Genomic DNA, 20,949 nt, shown 5'->3' on the forward strand with positions numbered 1-20,949 from the left:
AACGTTTTGGGTGTATAGCTCAGTTGGTAGAGCAGCTGACTCTTAATCAGCCGGTCTAGGGTTCGAATCCCTATGCACCCACCAACAAACGTCTCGTATTTAGTGAGCCCGTAGCTCAGCTGGTAGAGCAACTGACTTTTAATCAGTAGGTCCACGGTTCGAACCCGTGCGGGCTCACCATTTTCTTTCAGAAAATCGGTGACTGTTTTACAAAGGCATTTATGCCTTGGTGGTGTTTGTGTGTGCTTTGCTTCAAAGTGATCGCACCCCTTTTTGCATTCCTTGCATTCCTTGCATTCTGGTTTTCGAACTCTCTCCCAAATATATCGTTTGTTCCGCTCTTTCTTTGAAAGGTTTCGTGATGGACTTTGTCATTACTGGCGCGTCTGGTGCTGGGAAATCTACTTTGCTGGCTTATCTCAAGTCTTTTGGGTATGCGTGCCGGGAGGAGGTTGGGCGGCAGTTGGTGCGGGAGCAGCGTGCGGTTGGTGGTTGTGCTCTGCCTGACAAGGACTGCGTTGCTTTTCGGGATTTGTTGTTTGAGCGTTCTATTGCGGCGTTTGATCGGGGAGGGGGGCGGTCAGGTGAGACTGTGTTCCATGATCGCAGTTTTCTGGAAGCGATTGCGTATAGTGCAATTATTGGGGCTTCTGTTCCTGAGAGCATGGTGCGTGCTGCGCAACTGAGACGGTTGGCGTCGCCTGTGTTTGTGTGTGCGCCGTGGAGAGAGATCTTTGAACATGATGCGGAGCGAACGCATGGCTTTGACTTTGCACGCCAGGATTATGCCGCGAATGTTTCGGTCTATCGTGCTTATGGATATGAGTTGGTTGACGTGCCGCAAGTGTGCGTTGAAGAGCGTGCGCGGTTTGTGATTGAGCACCTGGAAAAACAATCTCTCCTTTAATTTGTAGAATCGCTTATGTCACAAAACGTCGGGCGGGCTGTCTATTAAGGGCAGGGTGGATGGTGCTCTATGAGATTGGGCTTATGTATTTTTCGGGTTGTATCAATCTCAATTATACATCTTATAGGTTGTTAACAGGTCGTCGTCGTGTTTCTGGTTGTGTTGTAATTCTGCAAGGTTGATTACTCGAAGGTCGTTAAGTGACTGGAACCTCTTAAAATTTCTAATCTGGTTCACGTTGTATTACCAAGGGTTGTAGGCGTGAATTTATACAACCCATAAAATTGCGTTGGTTTTCCGTAAACAAGAATATCCGTAGCTTCATCTCTATCGAAGCGGACGAATTCTCTAGAAATAAAGTTGATATCTGTTCTCCATGCCAGTGTTGGTGTGTGTTTCGTGATGTCTCTTTGTGGTGTTCAGGGATTTAGTCTGTAATACATTGAGGTGTGGCGGATGTATTACAAGAATACACGACTAGAACATCTTGATGGGCGTCAGGATTTGACGCCTGTTTGGGAATACTGGAACGAGCATAGAAAAAAGATATTCGGAAGAGCGTTTCATCTTACGGGTGGTGACATGGATGCGGCTGAAGAGTTGATGTCAGCAACGATCATTAAGGTTGCATCGCACTTTGAACAGCGTCCCTTGAATATGAGGGAGCCAATCGCCTTTTTTATGTATGCGCTCAAAAACGAGTTCATCAGCCAGTACCGGAAGAAGCGTTATGAATATCAGTTTCGTGATGGCGATAAGGATGTTTATGACGAACATCTGGCCAATACAGAGATTGAAAGCGCACCGCAGGAAGTGTTGCTGGCACAGAAGGAAGAGCTGATGCTGATCAGCAAGACGCTTGACCGGCTTCCTCTTATCTATCAGCAGATTTTTTCCATGAAGTTTGCCGAGGATCGCAGTTACAGCGAGATTTCGGAGGAGCTGAATATTTCTCAGGCTTTGGCCCGCAAGCGGGTGCAGTTTTTGCGTGAGAAGCTGAGAGATGCCCGCTCCAAGAAGCGTAAGCGGCTCAATTGAGCAGATTGAATGTTCACAGGAGGGTTGGGAGTGCGTCTCTCCGAATAGTTAACGAATTTAGACTGCGAGGGCGAAAGCATGGCGGAAGATACTGTAAATGCTCAGGTGACGGATGCCGTTACTCAGACAAATGTGAAGGTGGTGGGTGAAGCGCCTTCTCAGGCAATTGCCAATCTGTATCAGGTGGTAAGCAATGCGACGGGACTGTCGGTTCAAAATGCGACCCATGCGCAGCAATCCATGAACCAGATATCGACGGCTGTGGTGTCCAAGGGCGTTCAGCTGATTATGGAAATAGGCCCGACCTCTGGAGCGGAGTCTAAACCTTCAGGTGGCTAATTTGAGGGAATTTGATGGTGAGGGAGAGAGGTGAGAGTTCAGCTTCTCAAGAGTATGAGAATGCGATTACGCGTCGGCGGCGCCTGATCTCTCTACTCCACGGACCTTTGAGCGATAATAGTTCGCGTTCCTCAACTCAGTCCGGTGCTGAGGCATCCAGAACACAGGGTGCTCAGCGATCTTCTCCAGCGGTCAAAATGTCCTCACAGGCGGCAACGGAAACCGTCAACACAGCAAGTGAGAGCAACAGTCAATCCGGAGCGCAACAAACCATGGTGATGGATAGTGAAAAGGGATCTGCTGGCGGTGCAGACTTTGAGGATACTACCGGTTCTGACGGGACGGGTGGGCAGTCGCAGGGCACATCCACGGATACCGGGAAGGAGCAGTCCTCCGGGCCATCCTATCCACCATTGCCAACCTCTGCGCCTTCAACTTCTGCTTTAAACGAACAGATTACTCAGGCCGTGCAGTTTACCAATTTTCAAAATTACCAAGGATTGGAGTCGATGATCTCCATTCCTGATGATGTGATGACCAAGCAGTCCAGCGGGCATGCGTCGCAGAATGCAGAGACCTACATGAACGGTGTCATGCAAATCTCTATGGCTGCACAGGCGATTGTGGCCGCGAAGATCGCACAGGATCCGGCGCTGGCAGCGACACCTGCGCTGACGGAGCTGAATGTCATGGTGACCAATGCCATCTCAGCGTTTCAGGATGTGAGTGAGTGATCTGCCGGAAGCGGGTCAGCTGATGGATCTGTTTCAGGAAATTACGCTGTTGTTTCAATAGGATTACATTTTGCTTGCGACTTTTCTTCGGGCTCTGACGCGATAGGCAGATCCCCGGTCAGCTCTAAAGGTGAGATATGGAACGGGACGTTACATACATTCGAGAGGAATTGGAGGAGGTGATCCTCAATCAGTTGCGGCGCTGGGAAGGGGTTATCGAGCAGGAAGAGACGCTTACGCTGTCGCGGTCTGGTGTTGAAACGCTGCCAGGGCTTTTGTGTCACCTGAGTCTGGCGCGGGATGCGCTGGTGAAGGCGGAAGGGATGCTGGTGTGTGAAGATGGCATTACTGCAGCGGATGTGGTTCTCGGGTTTCGCGATGAGCGATTGCAGGAAGAGGCCGACCGATATGAGGACCGCGAGGATGAGGATCGGTTGATCCAAGATGGGGTGGAAGAGGAGCTTCTTGCGCGGTTTACCTCCACTGGTGACATTGAGTTTGACGCGCGGGGAGAGGACCGCAGTTCCGAGCGGAATTCAGATCACAACTGGTAAGACTGGACTTGAGGAGTGAGGCGATGAGTACAGCCGCGAACGGAACGTCAGGGGCCGCAGATGCTGGTCCTCAAAAGGTCACGGTGACACCGGGCCCGGAATTCAATTCTGCGCTGGATGATGCTGTCGTGCAGCTGACCAAGGTGAAGCAGAATGTGGATCAGGCCGCCAGTGAATTTGCACAGCTGAGGCAGGGCATTCCAAACTACAATGAGGTGGTTGCTGAAATCCGTCAGCAGCAGGCGCAGATCAATCGGGCTTGTGATGATGCGACATCCTCTGCGCAGACGATCGTGTCTGAGGTGGAGCAGGCGGCTGCCAAGCTGTGCACCTCCATTGATGAAGAGATTACGACGATTAAGAGCGTGATTGGTACGGGGGATGAGGAGGAGGAGCCGCAATCACCACCAGCACCGCCGCCCGCGCAGCCGCAGCCGCAAATGGTGCCTGGGCAAAGTGGGCCGCAAGCTGGTCCCGGCATGGCGCAGTTTCCGGGCTCTGGCCTGCCCGGTCAGGGCGGGGTGCCCAATCAGGAAGCTATGGCGGTACAGGCTGCTGAAGCCATGCGGGATTTTCTGAAGAAGGAAATTAAGTCGGAGCTTTCAAGGCAGATTGCACCGCTCAATGAGAAGCTCTCCGAGCTTTTGATTAGTTATCTGCAACAGAGAACTCGCGATAGATGAGTGATGTGTGAACCAATTCTTACGAAGGGCACTGGCTCTTAGGAAAGAGTTCACAAATAGAGAGGAGCGGCGTCAATAGTCTGTAAATGGCAATAATAACAAGCATATTGGAGAAAAAATGCCAAAGACTATTGAGGAACAATGTGGCGCAACAAAACCCTCCGATGGCGGAACTGTTGATGCTGACGTGATTGCAATTCTTGGGGTGGCTCCTGCGTTCGCGCTGGCGCTGACCTTCCTGACAGCGGCGCAATCGACAGGGGTGCTTTTTGAGAATTCCGTCTCGAATGCACAGCGCCAGAACATCATTGCGCAGACCGCTTTGAATCAGGGAATTTTGCATACTTATTCTGTTGGTTCCATGGCTGCTGCAAACAGCATTTCACATATGGACCCGAAGGAAGCCGAGCAGGTGAACGAGAGTTTGCTCGGAACATTGTGTCGGTACTTTTCGCGTTAAGTCGCGGTGTTTGGTCGGTCTGCAACGGCCATTGAGTTTTCTAAATAATTGAGAGTTTGCCTCTGGTCAGTGCAGTGCTTGCGCTTGATCAGAGGTGAAGCAGGGCTGCGTTTTTACCGAACTGCTCATGAGTTCGGTTGATCAGGTGGGAGTGATTTATGGCGGATCTACCGGGGATTGGCCCCGTAATACCAGAGGGCGGCATGGTGACGGATGCTGTCACGCAATCCAATGTAACGGTGCTTGGGCAAGCGCCTGCAATTGCGATGGGAAACCTCTATGCATCTCTTGCACATTCAACGGGCATTTTGTTGCAGAACTCAGTCGCATCCGCGTCTCAATCTACCACTCTTGCACAGGCGACGACCAACATGGGCGTCATGCAAATCTATTCCGCGAATACAACGGCCGGGGCATCGGCCACAGAAAAAGTTGCTCAGGCTGGGACAGCTGACCAACTCAGCACGCTGCTGACTACCTTGCGTAGTTTCAACCCATAACCGGAACTTTCGAGCTTCGCTTTCTGGTGCAAAGGCCAGAGCGATGAGAATGGTTCTGATGCATCCTTTAAGTTGTAGTAGCGCGTACTCCTTTGGAGCCAGTTCAAGGAAATGCAGAACCGGATTTTGACCAGAACTGTATGAAAGAGGACTATTAGAATGCCAACAACTGTTAGCCCTATGATCACTGACGCGGTTACCCAGTCCAACGTAAAGGTCGTGGGTGAAGCCCCTGCGATGGCAATGGGCAGTGTCTTTCAGACAATGGCTCATTCCACCGGAATTCTCTTTGAGAACTATGTTTCTGCCGCTCAGCAGCAGAACATTCTTTCTCAGGCAGCAGCTAACCAGGGAGTTATGCAGATTTACTCCATGGATACGATGGCTGGTGCTGGTGCTACCGAAAAAGTTGCTCAGAGCGGCACACCAGACCAGTTGAACACGCTGCTGACAATCATGCGCGTTTTCAACCCAACCTAACGGGTTTAGGCGTCGCCCTCCGGCGGCGTTGGTTCAACTTGCAGTTAATGGTGTCCGGTTGGTTTTCAGGTGGGCATGCCCCTGGTGGTTCTCTGTGAAATCACCGGACACGACTTTTCTAATTCATGGCAGTTCATATTCTGCTGAGCTGCTTTTGTTTCTGTCTCCCGCGTATCGGTATTCGAAAGGCGGTTTCGTCTCTTCGAAAGATATGCTGCATTTTTAAGGATGACGACTATGCCGGATACGGTAAATCCAATGATTACTGATGCCGTCACACAAACCAATGTGAAGGTTGTTGGTGAAGCACCCGCCATGGCTATGGGTTCGCTTTTCCAGACGATGGCGCACTCAACCGGTATTCTCTTTGAGAATAACGTTGCTGCTTCTCAGCAGCAGAACATTCTGGCTCAGGCTGCAACCAACCAGGGCGTTATGCAGATCTACTCCATGGATACTATGGCAGCTGCTGGTGCTACGGAAAAGGTTGCTCAGTCTGGAACGCCGGATCAGCTTCAGACGCTTCTTACCATTATGGAAACCTTCCGTCCGGGCCGGTAAATGAACCTGTGACGACCTCTCGTGCGAGTTACATTTCAACCTTCCCTGCTTCGGCAGGGGAGGTTTGCAGTTTTGGTATGGTCTCTTTTGCTGACAGACCCGATGGAAATGGGTATAGGTACTGCTACGAATAAGCCCACAAAGGCAAAGAATGACACATACGCTAACCCCCATTTTGGTCTGTGCGCTCTACAAGTTTGTTGAGTTTGCGGACTTTGAAGACATGCGCGAACCTCTGCTTGACTACTGCAAAAGCCGTGGTATTCGCGGCAGTCTTCTTATTGCTCGTGAGGGCATTAACGGCACTATTGCTGGTGAAGAACCGCAGATGCGGGACGTGATTGCCTACTTGCGCAAAGACCCGCGTTTTCATGATATCACCGTCAAGGAAAGCTGGGCGAAGCAAGTTCCATTCAAGCGCATGAAGGTGCGTTTGAAGCAAGCGATCGTGAATATGGGCGTGAACCATATCGATCCGAATGATCTTGTCGGCACCTATGTGAAGCCAGAGGACTGGAATGCGCTGATCTCTGACCCGGATACGGTCGTGATTGATACGCGCAATGACTATGAGTTTGCTCTTGGCACGTTTGAAGGTGCGTTGGACCCTGACACGGAGACCTTTAATGAGTTTCCTGAGTGGGTCAAACGCAATGACAATGCTCTGCGTGCCAAGAAGAAGGTTGCCATGTTCTGCACCGGCGGTATCCGCTGTGAGCGGGCTACCGGCTTGATGCTGGAGCAGGGTTATGATGAGGTTTACCACCTTGAGGGCGGTATTCTGAATTATCTGGAAAATGTGCCAGAGGACGAGAGCCTCTGGAAAGGCGAGTGCTTTGTGTTTGATGACCGCGTGTCTGTTGACCACAAGCTTGATGCTGGCTGGGGGAAGAACCTGCCGGAGAAAACCAAGAAGGTTCTCGCGCCCTACCAGATTGACGACAAGCCTTCTGAGGCTGGTGAAAGCTGAAGCAGAGTTGATTGAGGGGCGGTTTGACTGCCCCTTATTTTTGCTTGGATCCGGAAAATCTTATCCCCGTTTGCTCAGGCTAGCTTATTGTTGATCTCATGTTCACGTAAACGGGCAGCTGGCGGAGCGACCGTCAGTGCAGCGTGAGCTGGGCGGGGCTACCGGGAGACATAACGCATCCTCCGGCGGGTCCGTTGAAACACCCCTTGAAAGTCTTTAGTGCAGGGACCAAGCGGAAGCTGGTCACCCGATGGGCGTCTACACTGGCAGGCGTTTAGCTATCACCGACACTCACATTTGCCTCTGGCTGATGTGCTTGTTGCTGATGGTGCCTGCTCCCAATGCCTTTCGGTGGAGACCTTGTTTCATACAAAAACGCCCGGGCGAGGCGAGCAGCCAATGCCGAAGAAACTAACTTACTCATCATGCGCAGGCATCGCCTGCTCGCCTTGCTCACCCCGTACCTGGGGCCCAAACGACAACACCGCCGGACATGAGCCAGCGGTGCTAAATCTGTTTGTTTTTCAGGATGCAGGGCAGAGCTTAGCCAAAGCGGCAGGCTGGCAGACCTTTGTGCTCCACATCCATTGCGAAGAGACCGCCTGATTTCGGGAACTCTTTGAGAAGCTCCTCATCTCCATGTGGGCGCAGGCTTGCCACGACCAGTGTGCCCAGGTTTGGACCTGCAAAGCACGGGATTGTCGGGCGTGGGACCGGCATGGCGATGGATTGCAGCAGCTGTCCATCCGGATCAAAGCAGTTGACGTTGCCCGCAGAGACGCCTGCGGACCAGTAGTTGCCATCGGTGTCTGTTGTTGCGCCGTCGGGTCTGCCCACTGTGTTGTCCAGCTGCAGGAATTTGCGCTGGTTGGTGACTGCGCCGAAGTCGCGGTCGAAATCATAGGCGAAGACTTCACCGGAGCCGGTGTCAGAGTGGTACATGGTCTTGTTGTCCGGAGACCATGCCAAGCCGTTGGAGGTTCTGATTTCCGTGGCGATCTGCGTGACGTTGCCGTCTGGCGTGACGCGATAGAGGCTGGCGATAGGTGTTCTTGGACTGATGTCATCCATGGTACCCACCCAGAATGCGCCGTCAGGTCCGACCTTACCGTCGTTCAGACGGGTGCGTGGATTATCCGGCTCAATCTTTGCGATGACCTCGTACATTTTGGTTCCTGTATCGAACAGGATGATTTCGTCTTTCATCGCCACGATGAGGCGACCGTCTTTACAAAGGCCGAAGGAGCCAACGACTTTCGGGAAGCCCCATGTGGTGACTTCTTTGCTATCCCAATGCATTGCGTGGATCTGTTTTCCGAGGATGTCACAGAAGAACAGGTGTTTTGTCAGCTCATCCCAGAGGAGACCTTCGGCCAGCTCGTAGCGACCATCCAGCAAGCAAGTGATAATTGGGGTCAAAGTCGTGCTCCATACTCATGCAGCCCGGGAGAGCTGCAGCAATATACAATTGAGCGTTGTTATAGAGAGGTTTGGCAGAAGCGTCGAGTATGCCTGTGAGAAAACCGCAAGGTTTTCGAGGTGAATTAGCTCTCTGAAATTGGCAGAGCGCTGCCTTGTTTGGTGGAGCGGATCGCGAAGGAGGAACGCATGCGCACAACGCCGGGAAGGCGGGTGAGGTGGTCACGGTGGATGCGCTCAAAATCAACCGGATCATCTGCCATCACTCGCAGGATGTAATCCGCATCGCCGCCCATGAGGTGGCACTCCATAATTTCGGTGGAGCGATCAACGGCTTTCTCGAATGTTGAAAGGGCTTCCTCTGACTGAGACCCGAGCGAGATCTCGACAAAGACACTCATACGCTTGCCTAGCTTTTTCGGATTGAGCAGTGCGACGTACTTCTCGATGACGCCTTCACCCTCCAGCGTCCGGACACGACGCAAGCAGGCAGAGGCGGACAGACCCACATGATCTGCAAGATCAGAATTGGAGATACGGCCATTGTCCTGCAGCGCACGGAGGATCTTTTTATCAAGCTTGTCGAGTTTCATAGCTTTGCCGTTTTCGCAGATTATTGTGTCTGAACGATGTTTATTCGTAGATGTTTGCTAAAATGTATCGTGTCGTGCGCACATTGCAAGCATCTGCAGCTGAGATTTCCATAAGCTATGTAGAAACACAAAGCCGAAGCTGATTGGGAGATTGTGATGCTTGTTGGTGTTCCTAAGGAAATAAAAAATCACGAATATCGCGTTGGTCTGACACCAGACAGCGTGCGTGAAGTTGTTGCTCATGGCCACGACGTGGTTGTTGAAACCAATGCCGGTGTTGGCATTGGCGCGAGCGATGCTGACTATATTGCAGCTGGCGCATCCATCCTGCCGACTGCTGCAGACGTCTTCGCGAAAGCAGAAATGATTGTGAAGGTGAAAGAACCTCAGGCTGTTGAGCGCAAGATGCTCCGTCCTGACCACCTGCTGTTCACCTACCTGCACCTGGCTCCGGACCCAGAGCAGACTGCTGACCTTGTCGCCTCCGGCGCGGTTTGCATCGCTTATGAAACCGTAACGGATGAGAAAGGTCGCCTTCCTCTGCTGGCGCCAATGTCTCAGGTTGCTGGTCGTCTTTCCATTCAGGCTGGTGCAACTGCACTGCAGAAAGCCAATGGCGGCGCTGGCGTTCTGCTCGGCGGCGTACCGGGTGTTGCTCCTGCGAAAACCGTTGTGATTGGCGGCGGTGTTGTTGGCGCTCACGCAATTGAAATGGCAATCGGCCTTGGCTCCGATGTTACCGTTCTGGACAGAAACGTTGATGTTCTCGACGCCCTTTCTGCTCGCTTCGGTTCCCGTTTGAAGACAGTGTTCTCCAACCGTGCCGCGCTTGAGAAAGAAGTTCTGGCTGCTGATCTGGTTGTTGGTGCTGTTCTGGTGGCTGGTGCAGCTGCACCGAAACTGGTGACCAAAGAGCACATCAAGGCGATGAAGCCGGGTTCTGTTGTGGTTGACGTTGCTATCGACCAGGGTGGTTGTTTTGAAACCTCCCGTGCAACAACTCACCAGGATCCAACCTATATCGTGGATGAAGTGGTTCACTACTGCGTGGCAAACATGCCGGGCGCTGTGGCTCGCACCTCCACTTATGCGCTGAACAACGCGACCTTGCCTTACGTTCTGGCGCTGGCTGACAAAGGATATGCAGCTGCTCTTCGCGACATCCCAGGCTTCTTGCCGGGTCTGAACGTTTATAAAGGTCAGGTCACTGTTGCTGAAGTTGCTGAAAACCTGGGCTATACTTACGTAGCTCCAGAAGCTGCTCTGGTTCAGGAAACTGAAGCAGCCTGAAAGTCTAAGCGGACTTAGAGATTAGAAGCGGGAGCCACTGGCTCCCGTTTTGCGTTGGTAAAGGTTCTGTTTACCCTGTCACCGGTTTGCTGCGGCGTTAATGAGTTTGCAGGTGCGGTTTCGATATACTGGTCAAAATTTACTAGTATTTTTCGGGTTAGGCGGCGTCATGTATCATGATTTGGAATTGGTTCTTCAGCATGATTTGATTGTTGAATGGAAAGAGCACTACAAAGAGGTGTTCGGCAAGCACACGCTCCTGCTGAATAACCGCCTGCATGAGCTGCCTGTGTTTCTGCCAGAAAACCTAGCGCGGTTGATTGAGACCACTCCCTCTGAGCACTATGATTTTGTTCGTCCCGGTGCGATTGGCACCAAGAAGTCCCAGTGGCTACAGGGCAGCATTGAAGGTGCCAAAGGCGAGGATGTGCTTCGTGCTGTAGAAGAAGGGCGTTTCTGGCTTTCTCTTCGTGCACTTCAGGACTGGGATGAAGGTTTCAAGCAGGTTACTGCGAAGATATTTGATGAGCTAGAGGTGAAGGTTCCAGGCTTTGAGACCTTCAAGCACAAGACCGGGATGTTGATTTCTTCCCCCGGTGCCCAAGTGTACTATCATGTAGATGTACCCGGACAATCCTTATGGCAGGTGAAGGGCCATAAGGACGTTTATATTTATGAGAATACCGCGCCGTTTCTTTCTGATGAGCAGTTGGAAGGTATCTTCCTTGGGACGACCGAAGAAGAGATCCGCTTTGAGCCCTGGTATGATGAGTTCGCTACAAAGGTGACGCTGAGCCCGGGTGAGATGGCGCACTGGCCGCTCAACAACCCACATCGGGTTGAGAACCATGATGAGGTGAACATCTCGGTGACCACTGAGCACTTCACCACTGAGATCAGGGATTTTTATGCGATCATCTATGCCAATGGTTTGCTACGTAGAGCAGGTATCTCTGGCAACCGGCATAGCGTTGGTACGATGAAATACGCCAAGATGGCTTTGGCGGCTGCACATAAGATCATCTACAAGAAGATAGTGCAGCAAAGTTCGGGTGCCAAAAGCCCGCGCAGCTTTAAGCTGGACATGGCAGCGCCGGAGTTTATGGCTGATCTGTAGAGACGATTGTTGTCAGCAGCGGTAGTAGTATGGGCGGCCATAGGTGTCGTAGCCGACACAGCGGCGCGGAGTGGTGGCTGCACCAATCAACCCGCCTGCAACGGCACCGATACCAGCACCGGCAAAGGCGGCGCCAACATCTCCGGTTGCTGCTCCAATCGCAGCGCCGGTGGCTGCACCAAGACCACCGCCAACGAGGACGCGGTCTGTTCGGTTATACTCACTGCAAGCACCGAGTGTGAGCAGGGTGGCTGTTATGATTAATGCTTTTCTCACGATCCTACCCATCGTCTGATTGTTTGAAACCCACGGTAGTACCTGATCTGTTGCAGATGAGTGAATGCAGCTTACGAGATGGCAAGGTGGTTAAATTGAAGCTGTTTGCCTTTTGAGAGTTGTAGGTATGTAACGCAAAAAGGCCCCGCGGTTGCAGGGCCTTTGGAATGGTGTAACCAAATCTTTTTGCGAAGCTTATGGGCACTTCACGCGGTATGGGCGGCCATACTGATCGTAGGCTGTGCAGTTCTTCGGAGTTGTCACATTACCGATGATACCGCCAGCGACACCACCGATAGCTGCGCCTGCCAGAGCATCTCCGACGCCGCCGCCTGTCGCAGCACCGATGGCTGCACCAGTTGCAGCACCAAGGCCACCGCCGACGAGGGTACGGTCTGTGCTTGAGGATGTGTTACAGCCAGCGAGGGCAAGCAATGCAACACTTACACCAGCAAGAGCAATTTTTTTCATTTTTTCCAGTCTCCTTTTGCTGCCAATCCCAATTTGACCGGACCCCGATACCTCCTGGCAGCTCTAACTTTGTGAGGTCGAGCTAACAAAAAGAACATGGTTAAAGTTTGTTAAAAATTAGAGGCTCCTCGCCTTCTTTAGATATTTTAACAAGCCTTGGGTCGAACTGTCTTTGTTTGCTGCGGATTGGCTGCCTTCAACCATTGGCAACAGCTGTGTCGCGAGTTCTTTTCCAAGTTCAACACCCCACTGGTCGTAGGAGTTGATGTTCCAAATCGCTCCTTCAACAAAGACGCGATGTTCATAAGACGCGATCAGCCTACCCAGCGTGAATGGATCGAGACGATCATAGAGGAGGGTGGTTGAAGGCCGGTTACCCGGGAAGACCTTTTGTGGAGCTAGTTTGGCAATCTCTTCTTCAGATTTTCCATCTTTACGAAACTTGTCTTCAACCTCTTCCAGAGAACGGCCACGGAGCAGGGCTTCACTCTGGGCAAGGCAGTTTGCCAGAAGGAGATTGTGATGGGTTTGCAGGTCTTCTTCGTGGCTGTTGGCAGCAACCAGAAACTCACAAGGAATGATGCTCGTGCCCTGATGGATGAGCTGGTAGAACGCATGCTGGCCATTGGTGCCAGGCTCACCCCAGACGATTGGGCCGGTCTGGGTTTCAACCGCTGTGCCATCTTTGGTGACGCTCTTGCCGTTGGATTCCATATCCAGCTGCTGCAGATAGGCAGGGAAGCGGGCGAGGCGCTGATCATATGGCAGAACTGCGCGGGTGTCGTAACCCAACACGTTGCGATGCCAGACACCGACGAGGCCCATCAGGAACGGGATGTTGTCTTCAATCGGGGTGGCGCGGAAGTGATTGTCCATTGCATGGGCGCCGCCGAGGAAATCGGAGAATGCATCCGGACCAATAGCGATCATGAGCGGGAGGCCGATTGCAGACCAGATGGAGTAACGTCCGCCGACCCAGTCCCAGAAGCCAAAGACACGCTCTTGCGAGATGCCAAAGGCCGCGACCTTTTCCAGTGCGGTGGAGACAGCTGCAAAGTGTGCTCCGACAGCTTCTTCGCCGTTGTGTTTGGCAATCCAACGGCGGGCTGTCGCCGCGTTGGTCATGGTCTCAATAGTGGTGAAGGTCTTGCTGGCGATGATGAAGAGGGTCTTCGCCGGATTCAGGTTTTCCAAAGTGTCGGCAATGTGTGCGCCGTCTACGTTGGAGACGTAATGCAGGTTCGGACCATCATGATATGGGGCCAGAGCCAGAGTTGTCATCACCGGACCAAGATCAGAGCCACCAATGCCGATGTTGACCACGTCTGTGATCTTCTCGCCGGAATGGCCTGTGATTTCGCCAGAGCGGATGCCTTCTGCGAAGTCGCCCATGTTGACGAGAACTTCGTTGATGTCAGGCATGACGTCTTTGCCGTCCACCAATACCGGGTTCTCGGACTGGTTGCGCAGGGCGGTGTGCAGCACAGCGCGGTCTTCAGTGGTGTTGATGTGCTCACCTGCGAACATGGCATCGCGTTTTGCTTCAACATTGGCAGCGCGTGCGAGTTCGAGCAGGAGCTCCAGGGTTTCTTCAGTCAGCTTGTTCTTGGAGAAATCGTAGAGCAGGTCGTCAGAAGAGCGGGAAAACTTATCAAAACGAGAAGGATCTGCAGCGAAGAGATCGGTAATCTTAGTGGAATGAATGGCCTGAGCGTGTTCATCAAGGTGTTTAAAGATATCTTTTGGATTAGCTGTCGGCATCAAGGCCTCCATTTATTCTTGTAATAGCTTCTGGCTGGCAGCGAGTGTCGCGCCTTGCCAATTTACCGTAAAGCAGCTTGCTCGTTTTTCGGGACGTGCAAACTGCTCTAAAGTTTTGTTTTTATGCGTCTTCTTACCCGGAAACATGTTCATGCTTTTTAGGAGCATGACAGGTCCTTGATGTAAGGCCCCGGGTAAGAAATTCAATGCAATCAATCGTGATGGTTTGCGATTAAACAGTCAATGCAGCTGCTTCGCGAGCCCGCTTTTCAATGCCTGCCCAGTCTTCAGATTCAATTGCTTTTGCGTCTGCGATCCAGGACCCACCAACGCAAAGGACGTTAGGCAGAGCAAGGAAATCACGTGCGTTGCCAAGGTTGATACCACCAGTTGGGCAGAATTTAGCCGCAGCCAGAGGAGAAGACAAACCTTTCAACATCGGAGTGCCGCCGGCTGGAACAGCTGGGAAGAACTTGAGACGCTCATAGCCTGCTTCCAGCAGCTTCATCACTTCAGACGGAGTGCACGTGCCCGGAAGTAAAGGAGTTTGCTGGAAATCTTCAGCAGCTGCGATCAGATTGTCTGTTGCGCCCGGAGAAACGACGAATGTTGACCCTGCTTTGACGGAGGCTTCGTACTGCTGATGGGTGAGAACGGTACCGGCACCAACCAGAGCGCCTTCGACGTTGTCAGCGACTGCCTTAATGCAGTCCAGAGCGTTTGGAGTGCGCAGTGTGATCTCGATGCCCGGGATGCCGCCATCCACGAGGGCCTGTGCCATTGGAACTGCTTTTTTGGGGTCATCGACAATGAGAACTGCGAGGACCGGGGCGGCGGTCATGATTGCTTCTACTCGCTCGATATTTTGAGCCATTACACTGTCTCCATTGCGCTGATTGTGTCAGCATTCCGTTGGGTTTTGTTTGTCTGTTCCAGATTGAAGAGGCGAGCGCCGGTATCGGCTGAGCTCACGTTTGCTCTGAAACTTGCGAATAATTCTCTTCCGGTTCCACTCTGGTAAGCTTGCAGGTCTGCAGGTGCGGCAGTTCTTTGCGCAAACTCATCTGCAGGAACAAGCAGCTCCAGCGTACCGCTTACTGCATCAAGACGCAGCAAGTCACCGTCCCTTACCTTTGCAATTGGTCCACCATCCATCGCCTCGGGAGTAACATGAATTGCAGCTGGGATCTTGCCACTGGCGCCGGACATCCGGCCATCTGTTACAAGTGCGACTTTATACCCCCGGTTCTGCACAACGCTAAGAGGTGGCGTCAGTTTATGGGCTTCTGGCATGCCGCAGGCTTGCGGGCCGACGTAACGGAGCACAACAATCACATCTTTGTTGAGTTCGCCAGCTTTGAAGGCTGCTTCAACATCTTCTTGCGTATGGAAAACCTGAGCTGGCGCTTCGATGACATGGCGATCAGGTGCGACAGCAGAGGTTTTGATGATCGCGGAGCCGAGGTTGCCTGTGAGGACTTTTAGGCCACCGTCTTTGTTGAACGGAACGGACATCGGCGCAAGGTTGGTTTCATCCAATGCCTTAGTTGGGGCCGGCTTGCGGAGGACGCCGCCCTTGTCATCAAGGAAAACGTTGACGGTGTAACCCTCCAAGCCAGTACCGTTGACTGTTTTTACGTCTTTGTGCAGCAAGCCTGCATCCAGCAGTTCGCGAATGAGGAAACCCATTCCGCCTGCTGCTTCAAAATGGTTTACATCGCTTTTACCGTTTGGATAAACGCGAGCGAGCAGCGGGACGAGCTCGGACAGGTCAGAAATGTCCTGCCATGTGAGCTGAATGCCAGCGGCGGCGGCTATTGCGACGAGGTGCATGGTGTGGTTGGTGGAGCCGCCTGTTGCGTGCAGGCCGACGACACCGTTTACGATTGCGCGTTCGTCGATGATCTCAAAGAGCGGCGTAGGTGTGCTGCGCTGCGCGGTGAGTTCGACAACTTGTGTGACTGCCTCTTCAACCAATGCTTTGCGCAGTGGTGTGAGCGGGTTGATGAAGGAGCTGCCCGGCATGTGCAGGCCCATGATCTCCATCAGCATCTGATTGGAGTTTGCGGTGCCGTAGAAAGTACAGGTGCCAGGTGAGTGATAGGATGCGCTTTCAGAAGCAAGCAGTTCTTCGCGGGTTGCTTTGCCTTCTGCAAACAGCTGGCGAATGCGGGCTTTCTCGTCGTTGGCAATGCCGGAGGTCATTGGGCCAGCAGGTAGGAAAATTGCCGGTAGATGACCGAAGGACAAGGCACCGATGAGCAGGCCCGGGACAATCTTATCGCAAACACCGAGGAACACTGCCGCGTCAAACATGCCATGTGACAGACCAACGGCAACGGACATGGCGATCAGGTCACGGGAGAACAGTGACAGGTCCATCGCTGGCAGACCTTGTGTGACGCCATCACACATAGCTGGTACGCCGCCAGCAACCTGGGCTGTCGCCTGAATTTTGCGGACTGTTTCGCGGATGATTTCCGGGTAGCTCTCGTATGGCTGGTGTGCGGAGAGCATGTCGTTGTAGGCAGTGACGATGCCGAGGTTTGGCTGCTTGTCTGTGGCGAGGTGCTGTTTATCAGCTACCGGACAGGCTGCGAAGCCATGTGCCAGGTTAGTGCAGCCGAGGTTTGTGCGTTGTGGTGCGTTTGTGTGCTGCGCTTTCATGCGACGAAGATAGTCTTGTCTGCTCGTGGCGCTGCGCTCGATTATGCGATCTGTAATCTCTTTGAGGCGAGGGTGAACCATGTCTTGTGCTCTGCCTTTTGTTCTTTGACTTTTCATCAGTCAAACCGAATGACCAGATGCGGGATTGGGAGGAGGAAATCCCTGTTTTTGGTCGTTTTAATCGATTTAAATTCTGAGCCTAATTTTTATTCTGACAACTCTGCCCGTAGGCAATTTTGATTTTTTCGGGGATGGGCGCAAGTGGGAGAAATACTTGCAAGGGAGACCAGGTGCCAGCGGACCGGCACCTGGTGTTTAATCAATATGTTTCATCATGCCATGTACGGCCATCACGCTCGATAAGTGCGATGGAAGCAGATGGACCCCACGTGCCTGAGGTATAAGGCTTTGGAGCTTCTTTAATTTGGGACCATTGTTCAAGGATCGGATCGATCCATGTCCATGCCGCTTCGACTTCGTCACGGCGCATGAACAGGGTCTGGTTGCCACGGATCATATCCATGATGAGGCGCTCATAAGCATCCGGATGACGGGAGCTGAAGGCTTCAGCAAAGGTCATGTCCAGCGGAACTTCACGCAGCCGCATGGAGCCTGGGCCCGGGTCCTTAATCATCACCTGCATTTTCACGCCTTCATCTGGCTGCAGGCGGATGACCAGCTTGTTTGCAGCAATCCGTCCAGCATCTGGCAGGAAGATGGAGTGAGGCAAGTCTTTGAATTGGATGGTGATTTCAGATACACGAGCGGCAAGGCGTTTGCCAGTGCGCAGGTAGAACGGAACGTTGGCCCAACGCCAGTTCTCGATGTCTACTTTGGCAGCTACGAAGGTTTCAGTGTTGGAATCGTTGCGACCCAGCTCTTCCAGATAACCCTTCACAGCACCGCCAGCAGATGCGCCAGCACGGTACTGACCGCGAACTGTGTTGCGCTCGACCATTTCGGTGCTCATTGGACGGAGGGCTTTGAGCACCTTCAGTTTCTCGTCGCGCACACTGTCTGGTGCCATGGATTCAGGTGGTTCCATAGCAACGAGGCAAAGCAGCTGAAGCAGGTGGTTTTGGACCATGTCGCGCAGAGCGCCTGCGGTGTCGTAGTAGCCAGCGCGGCTTTCAACGCCGAGTGTTTCTGCCACGGTGATCTGTACGTGGTCGATGTGAGCCGCGTTCCAGAGTGGTTCAAACAGTACGTTGGCAAAGCGCAGAGCCATAAGGTTCTGAACGGTTTCTTTGCCGAGGTAGTGATCGATACGGAAAATCTGGTGTTCTTTGAACACGGAACCGATGGTTTCGTTAACTTCGTGAGCCGATCTGCCGTTCTTGCCGATCGGCTTTTCGATGGTCACGCGGGACGTTTCTGTTACCAGGTTGTGTTCGCCAAGGGCGGAACAGATTGGGCCGAAGAAGTCCGGAGAAACAGAGAGATAGAAAGCGCGGACAACGTCTTCGCGGCCTGCCAGTTTTTGCTCCAGAGCTTCCCAACCGGTGTTCTGAGCAACGTCAACGGACACATATTGGATACGAGCGAGGAAGCGTTCGAGAGCTTCCTGATTGACTTCAGCGACGTGCTCACAAATGGCAGTACGGGCCCAGTCGCGGTACTCTGTATCGCTGAGCTCGCGGCGGGAAACTGCGATAATGCGCGCGTCTTCGCCCAGATGACCGACTGGTTCGCGATGATAGAGAGCTGGGAGCAGCTTGCGGTGTGCAAGATCGCCGGTGCCTCCAAATACAACGAGATCAAATGGGTCAGATTGAGCTGGACGGTTCGCCATGGAGTTCCCTTAGTCGTGAGCCGGTATCGGATATCCGGCTTCAATTGCTTGGCATGCGGTATCAGTTGGAGAATTTGCAGGAGCAAGCCAACAGGCCAACTGAATTAAATTTGATTGTAGAGTTGTGAGAGGCGCGGACGTGAGCCGCAAGCTTGGCAGTTAGACTGCTCTTATCTGCATCAAAACTCATACAAAGGTTGCATTTATGAAATTGCACCTCTGTTTGATGCGGGTTTCATCAAAATGCAAGCAAAAATACGAATGTGCCTAGAAACTAGGCAGTTCGGCGTGCTGAAAGGGGAAGTCGCCATCCAAAAAATGCAGTTTCTGTGGGTTTTGTTTTCTGACTGTCATGATTTGTACAATTCCAACAAGCATTTGTAATGGCGGCATTGGGGAGCTTGCGATCTTTTGCTAGGCTTGCCCCAAGGGAAATATAAATGAGGAGGCATGCCCTATGCTTCCTCTGGGAGGAAATGGCATGGGATCTCGTCAGCAAAAGGTTGCCGGTTTAAAAACACTCATCGATCAGGGGCAGGGCAATGTGCCTGCCGATCTGGTGTTGAAGAATGTTGAGCTGTTCAATGTGATCGACGGCAGTCTGACGAAGACCGACATTGCGATCTCCGGCGAGAAGATTGTTGGGACTTATGACAACTACAGCGGTGTGAACGAGATCGACTGCAGCGGCAAGACTGCCGTGCCGGGCTTTATCGATACCCATCTTCACGTGGAATCATCGTTGGTGACACCGTTTGAGTTCGATCGTTGTGTGTTGCCTCATGGTGTGACGACTGCGATTTGTGATCCGCATGAGATTGCCAATGTGACTGGCGCTGCTGGCATCAAGTACTTCCTCGACAGCTCTGTTGAGACCATTCTGGATTTACGGGTGAACCTGTCTTCCTGTGTGCCTGCCACCAAATTTGAGACAGCTGGTGCTCAATTGGAGATTGATGACCTTTTGCCATTCAAGGATCATCCAAGCGTTATTGGTTTGGCGGAGTTTATGAACTTCCCTGGTGTGTTGGCTGGTGACCCGGATGCTTTGGCTAAGATTGCCGAGTTTGAAGGGGAGCATATTGATGGTCATGCGCCTTTGGTGCGTGGCAAAGCCTTGAATGGTTACCTTGCTGCGGGCATTCGGACTGATCATGAAGCAACCACCGCAGAAGAAGCATTGGAGAAGATCTCTAAGGGCATGACGATCCTGATCCGTGAAGGATCTGTCTCTAAAGATCTGGATGCTTTAGCGCCTGTCCTGACGCCTGAACGGGCCAGTTTTGTTGCGCTTTGTACGGATGATCGGAACCCTCTTGATATTGCGGAGGAGGGACATCTTGATTGTCTCATCAAGCGCCTGATTGCTCATGGATGTGCACCTCGTGATGTCTACCGTGCGGCAAGCTGGTCAGCAGCCACTGCGTTTGGTCTGCGAGATCGCGGATTGATTGCGCCGGGTTGGCGTGCAGATATTGTGCTGCTCAATGACTTAGAAAGCTGTGATGTGGATCAGGTGATCAGTGCTGGGCGTGTGGTTTCGGATGAGTTGTTTGCCAGCCGCAAGTTGATTGAGCCGGAAGGATTGCTGGACAGTTGCCATGCCGAACCAGTGCATGCAGAGAGCTTCCGTGTGCCTGCGCAGCGCGAAACATCAGTGATTGGTGTGAAACCGGGGCTGATTATCACCGAGCATCTGAAGAGGGATTTGCCCGTTGAGCATAATTATTCCCAGATCGATTTGGGGCAGGATGCTATCAAGGTGGCTGTTGTGGAGCGTCATGGAAAGACAGGGAATATTGCGACAGGGTTCGTAAACGGGTTTGGAATGACATCGGGTGCGATTGCCTCCTCTGTTGGACATGACAGTCACAACATCTGTGTGGTTGGCGCTGATGAAGAGGCCATGGCAATTGCTGTGAACCGATGCATTGCGTTGCGCGGTGGATTTGTGGTTGCTGAAGGTGAAGAAGTGCTGGCTGAGATGGAACTGCCACTTGCCGGATTGATGAGTTTGGAGCGATTTGAGGTGGTCAAAGAGCGTTTGGAAGTGCTGCGCAAAGCTGCAAAATCTCTCAATTGTGTTTTACCAGAGCCGTTTTTGCAGGTCGCATTCTTGCCTCTTCCGGTTATTCCCCACCTTAAAATTACTGATTTTGGGCTTTTTGACGTGTCGAGTTTTCAGCTCATTCAATAGAGCAGAGCTTTGATATCTCTTGGGTTCTCGAGAAAAAATCAGTGGAATTGAGTAATGTGTCGCATTGAAGGTCAACCGTATGTCTGGGTTGACGCAATGGTAAACCTGCCGCAAATTCCACGCAAAGCATGATGATATAA

The 20,949-nt window shown here is 52.4% G+C and carries 22 protein-coding genes and 2 tRNA genes; 16 read left to right on the forward strand and 8 right to left on the reverse strand.

Annotation, left to right across the window (positions count from 1 at the left end; all coding sequences use genetic code 11):
• The first annotated feature begins 8 nt into the window (after positions 1–8).
• The 13 genes from DHN43_RS07470 to trhO all read left to right on the forward strand — a co-directional run bounded on the left by DHN43_RS07470 (position 9) and on the right by trhO (position 7,226).
• Positions 9–84 (forward strand) — tRNA-Lys (locus tag DHN43_RS07470).
• Positions 85–104: 20 nt separating this feature from the next.
• Positions 105–180: transfer RNA gene (locus DHN43_RS07475), tRNA-Lys, on the forward strand.
• Between the two features lie 181 nt (positions 181–361).
• Entirely contained in the window at positions 362–907 is a 546-nt protein-coding gene (locus DHN43_RS07480) for an AAA family ATPase (protein WP_208995021.1), read from the forward strand.
• Positions 908–1,363: 456 nt separating this feature from the next.
• Positions 1,364–1,945 (forward strand): RNA polymerase sigma factor, encoded by a 582-nt coding sequence (locus tag DHN43_RS07485; protein ID WP_108818212.1) that lies wholly within the window; start codon positions 1,364–1,366, stop codon positions 1,943–1,945.
• 78 nt (positions 1,946–2,023) lie between these two features.
• Positions 2,024–2,284, forward strand: a complete 261-nt coding sequence (locus DHN43_RS07490; RefSeq protein WP_054663306.1) for a RebB family R body protein — start codon at positions 2,024–2,026, stop codon at positions 2,282–2,284.
• Between the two features lie 14 nt (positions 2,285–2,298).
• Positions 2,299–3,018 carry a hypothetical protein gene (locus DHN43_RS07495; RefSeq protein WP_108818213.1) on the forward strand — a complete coding sequence of 240 codons (720 nt, stop codon included), beginning with the start codon at positions 2,299–2,301 and terminating at the stop codon, positions 3,016–3,018.
• Positions 3,019–3,155: 137 nt separating this feature from the next.
• Positions 3,156–3,572 carry a hypothetical protein gene (locus tag DHN43_RS07500; RefSeq protein WP_057460905.1) on the forward strand — a complete coding sequence of 139 codons (417 nt, stop codon included), beginning with the start codon at positions 3,156–3,158 and terminating at the stop codon, positions 3,570–3,572.
• Positions 3,573–3,595: 23 nt separating this feature from the next.
• Positions 3,596–4,255 (forward strand): hypothetical protein, encoded by a 660-nt coding sequence (locus DHN43_RS07505; RefSeq protein ID WP_108818214.1) that lies wholly within the window; start codon positions 3,596–3,598, stop codon positions 4,253–4,255.
• Positions 4,256–4,373: 118 nt separating this feature from the next.
• Positions 4,374–4,715 carry a RebB family R body protein gene (locus DHN43_RS07510; RefSeq protein WP_063292812.1) on the forward strand — a complete coding sequence of 114 codons (342 nt, stop codon included), beginning with the start codon at positions 4,374–4,376 and terminating at the stop codon, positions 4,713–4,715.
• Positions 4,716–4,918: 203 nt separating this feature from the next.
• Positions 4,919–5,215 (forward strand): RebB family R body protein, encoded by a 297-nt coding sequence (locus DHN43_RS07515; protein WP_063298110.1) that lies wholly within the window; start codon positions 4,919–4,921, stop codon positions 5,213–5,215.
• 159 nt (positions 5,216–5,374) lie between these two features.
• Entirely contained in the window at positions 5,375–5,695 is a 321-nt protein-coding gene (locus DHN43_RS07520; protein WP_057460907.1) for a RebB family R body protein, read from the forward strand.
• A 237-nt stretch (positions 5,696–5,932) separates the two neighbouring features.
• A complete protein-coding gene (locus DHN43_RS07525; protein WP_057460908.1) occupies positions 5,933–6,256 on the forward strand; it encodes a RebB family R body protein in 324 nt (107 codons plus the stop codon).
• 151 nt (positions 6,257–6,407) lie between these two features.
• Positions 6,408–7,226: an oxygen-dependent tRNA uridine(34) hydroxylase TrhO gene (gene trhO / locus DHN43_RS07530; RefSeq protein ID WP_063292811.1), complete on the forward strand. Its 819-nt coding sequence runs from the start codon at positions 6,408–6,410 to the stop codon at positions 7,224–7,226.
• Positions 7,227–7,769: 543 nt separating this feature from the next.
• Here trhO and DHN43_RS07535 read toward each other — a convergent pair.
• A complete protein-coding gene (locus DHN43_RS07535) occupies positions 7,770–8,645 on the reverse strand; it encodes an SMP-30/gluconolactonase/LRE family protein (protein ID WP_108818215.1) in 876 nt (291 codons plus the stop codon).
• 125 nt (positions 8,646–8,770) lie between these two features.
• Positions 8,771–9,238 (reverse strand): Lrp/AsnC family transcriptional regulator, encoded by a 468-nt coding sequence (locus DHN43_RS07540; protein ID WP_057460911.1) that lies wholly within the window; start codon positions 9,236–9,238, stop codon positions 8,771–8,773.
• Between the two features lie 156 nt (positions 9,239–9,394).
• On the opposite strand from DHN43_RS07540, the gene ald reads away from it, so the two are divergent.
• The gene (gene ald, locus DHN43_RS07545) at positions 9,395–10,528 is read left to right on the forward strand and encodes an alanine dehydrogenase (RefSeq protein ID WP_057460912.1); all 1,134 of its coding nucleotides are present in this window, start codon (positions 9,395–9,397) and stop codon (positions 10,526–10,528) included.
• Positions 10,529–10,697: 169 nt separating this feature from the next.
• A complete protein-coding gene (locus DHN43_RS07550; protein WP_108818216.1) occupies positions 10,698–11,645 on the forward strand; it encodes a transcriptional regulator in 948 nt (315 codons plus the stop codon).
• A gap of 12 nt (positions 11,646–11,657) precedes the next feature.
• Here DHN43_RS07550 and DHN43_RS07555 read toward each other — a convergent pair whose 3' ends face one another.
• The 6 genes from DHN43_RS07555 to zwf all read right to left on the reverse strand — a co-directional run bounded on the left by DHN43_RS07555 (position 11,658) and on the right by zwf (position 18,612).
• Positions 11,658–11,921, reverse strand: coding sequence for a glycine zipper domain-containing protein (locus tag DHN43_RS07555; RefSeq protein ID WP_108818437.1), 264 nt, complete (start codon positions 11,919–11,921; stop codon positions 11,658–11,660).
• A 195-nt stretch (positions 11,922–12,116) separates the two neighbouring features.
• Positions 12,117–12,392, reverse strand: a complete 276-nt coding sequence (locus DHN43_RS07560; protein ID WP_108818217.1) for a glycine zipper domain-containing protein — start codon at positions 12,390–12,392, stop codon at positions 12,117–12,119.
• A 117-nt stretch (positions 12,393–12,509) separates the two neighbouring features.
• Positions 12,510–14,153 (reverse strand): glucose-6-phosphate isomerase, encoded by a 1,644-nt coding sequence (pgi, locus tag DHN43_RS07565; protein ID WP_108818438.1) that lies wholly within the window; start codon positions 14,151–14,153, stop codon positions 12,510–12,512.
• A gap of 232 nt (positions 14,154–14,385) precedes the next feature.
• On the reverse strand, positions 14,386–15,027 hold the full coding sequence (eda, locus tag DHN43_RS07570; RefSeq protein ID WP_108818218.1) for a bifunctional 4-hydroxy-2-oxoglutarate aldolase/2-dehydro-3-deoxy-phosphogluconate aldolase: 642 nt from the start codon (positions 15,025–15,027) through the stop codon (positions 14,386–14,388).
• Positions 15,027–16,901 carry a phosphogluconate dehydratase gene (edd, locus tag DHN43_RS07575; protein ID WP_108818219.1) on the reverse strand — a complete coding sequence of 625 codons (1,875 nt, stop codon included), beginning with the start codon at positions 16,899–16,901 and terminating at the stop codon, positions 15,027–15,029. The genes eda and edd overlap by 1 nt, the downstream gene beginning before the upstream one ends.
• A gap of 238 nt (positions 16,902–17,139) precedes the next feature.
• The gene (gene zwf / locus DHN43_RS07580) at positions 17,140–18,612 is read right to left on the reverse strand and encodes a glucose-6-phosphate dehydrogenase (RefSeq protein ID WP_108818220.1); all 1,473 of its coding nucleotides are present in this window, start codon (positions 18,610–18,612) and stop codon (positions 17,140–17,142) included.
• 481 nt (positions 18,613–19,093) lie between these two features.
• Between zwf and ade the strand changes: the two genes are divergently transcribed.
• Entirely contained in the window at positions 19,094–20,809 is a 1,716-nt protein-coding gene (gene ade, locus DHN43_RS07585; RefSeq protein ID WP_108818439.1) for an adenine deaminase, read from the forward strand.
• Positions 20,810–20,949: the final 140 nt, after the last annotated feature.

This window comes from Pseudovibrio sp. Alg231-02, from assembly GCF_900143565.1.
Lineage (GTDB): Bacteria > Pseudomonadota > Alphaproteobacteria > Rhizobiales > Stappiaceae > Pseudovibrio.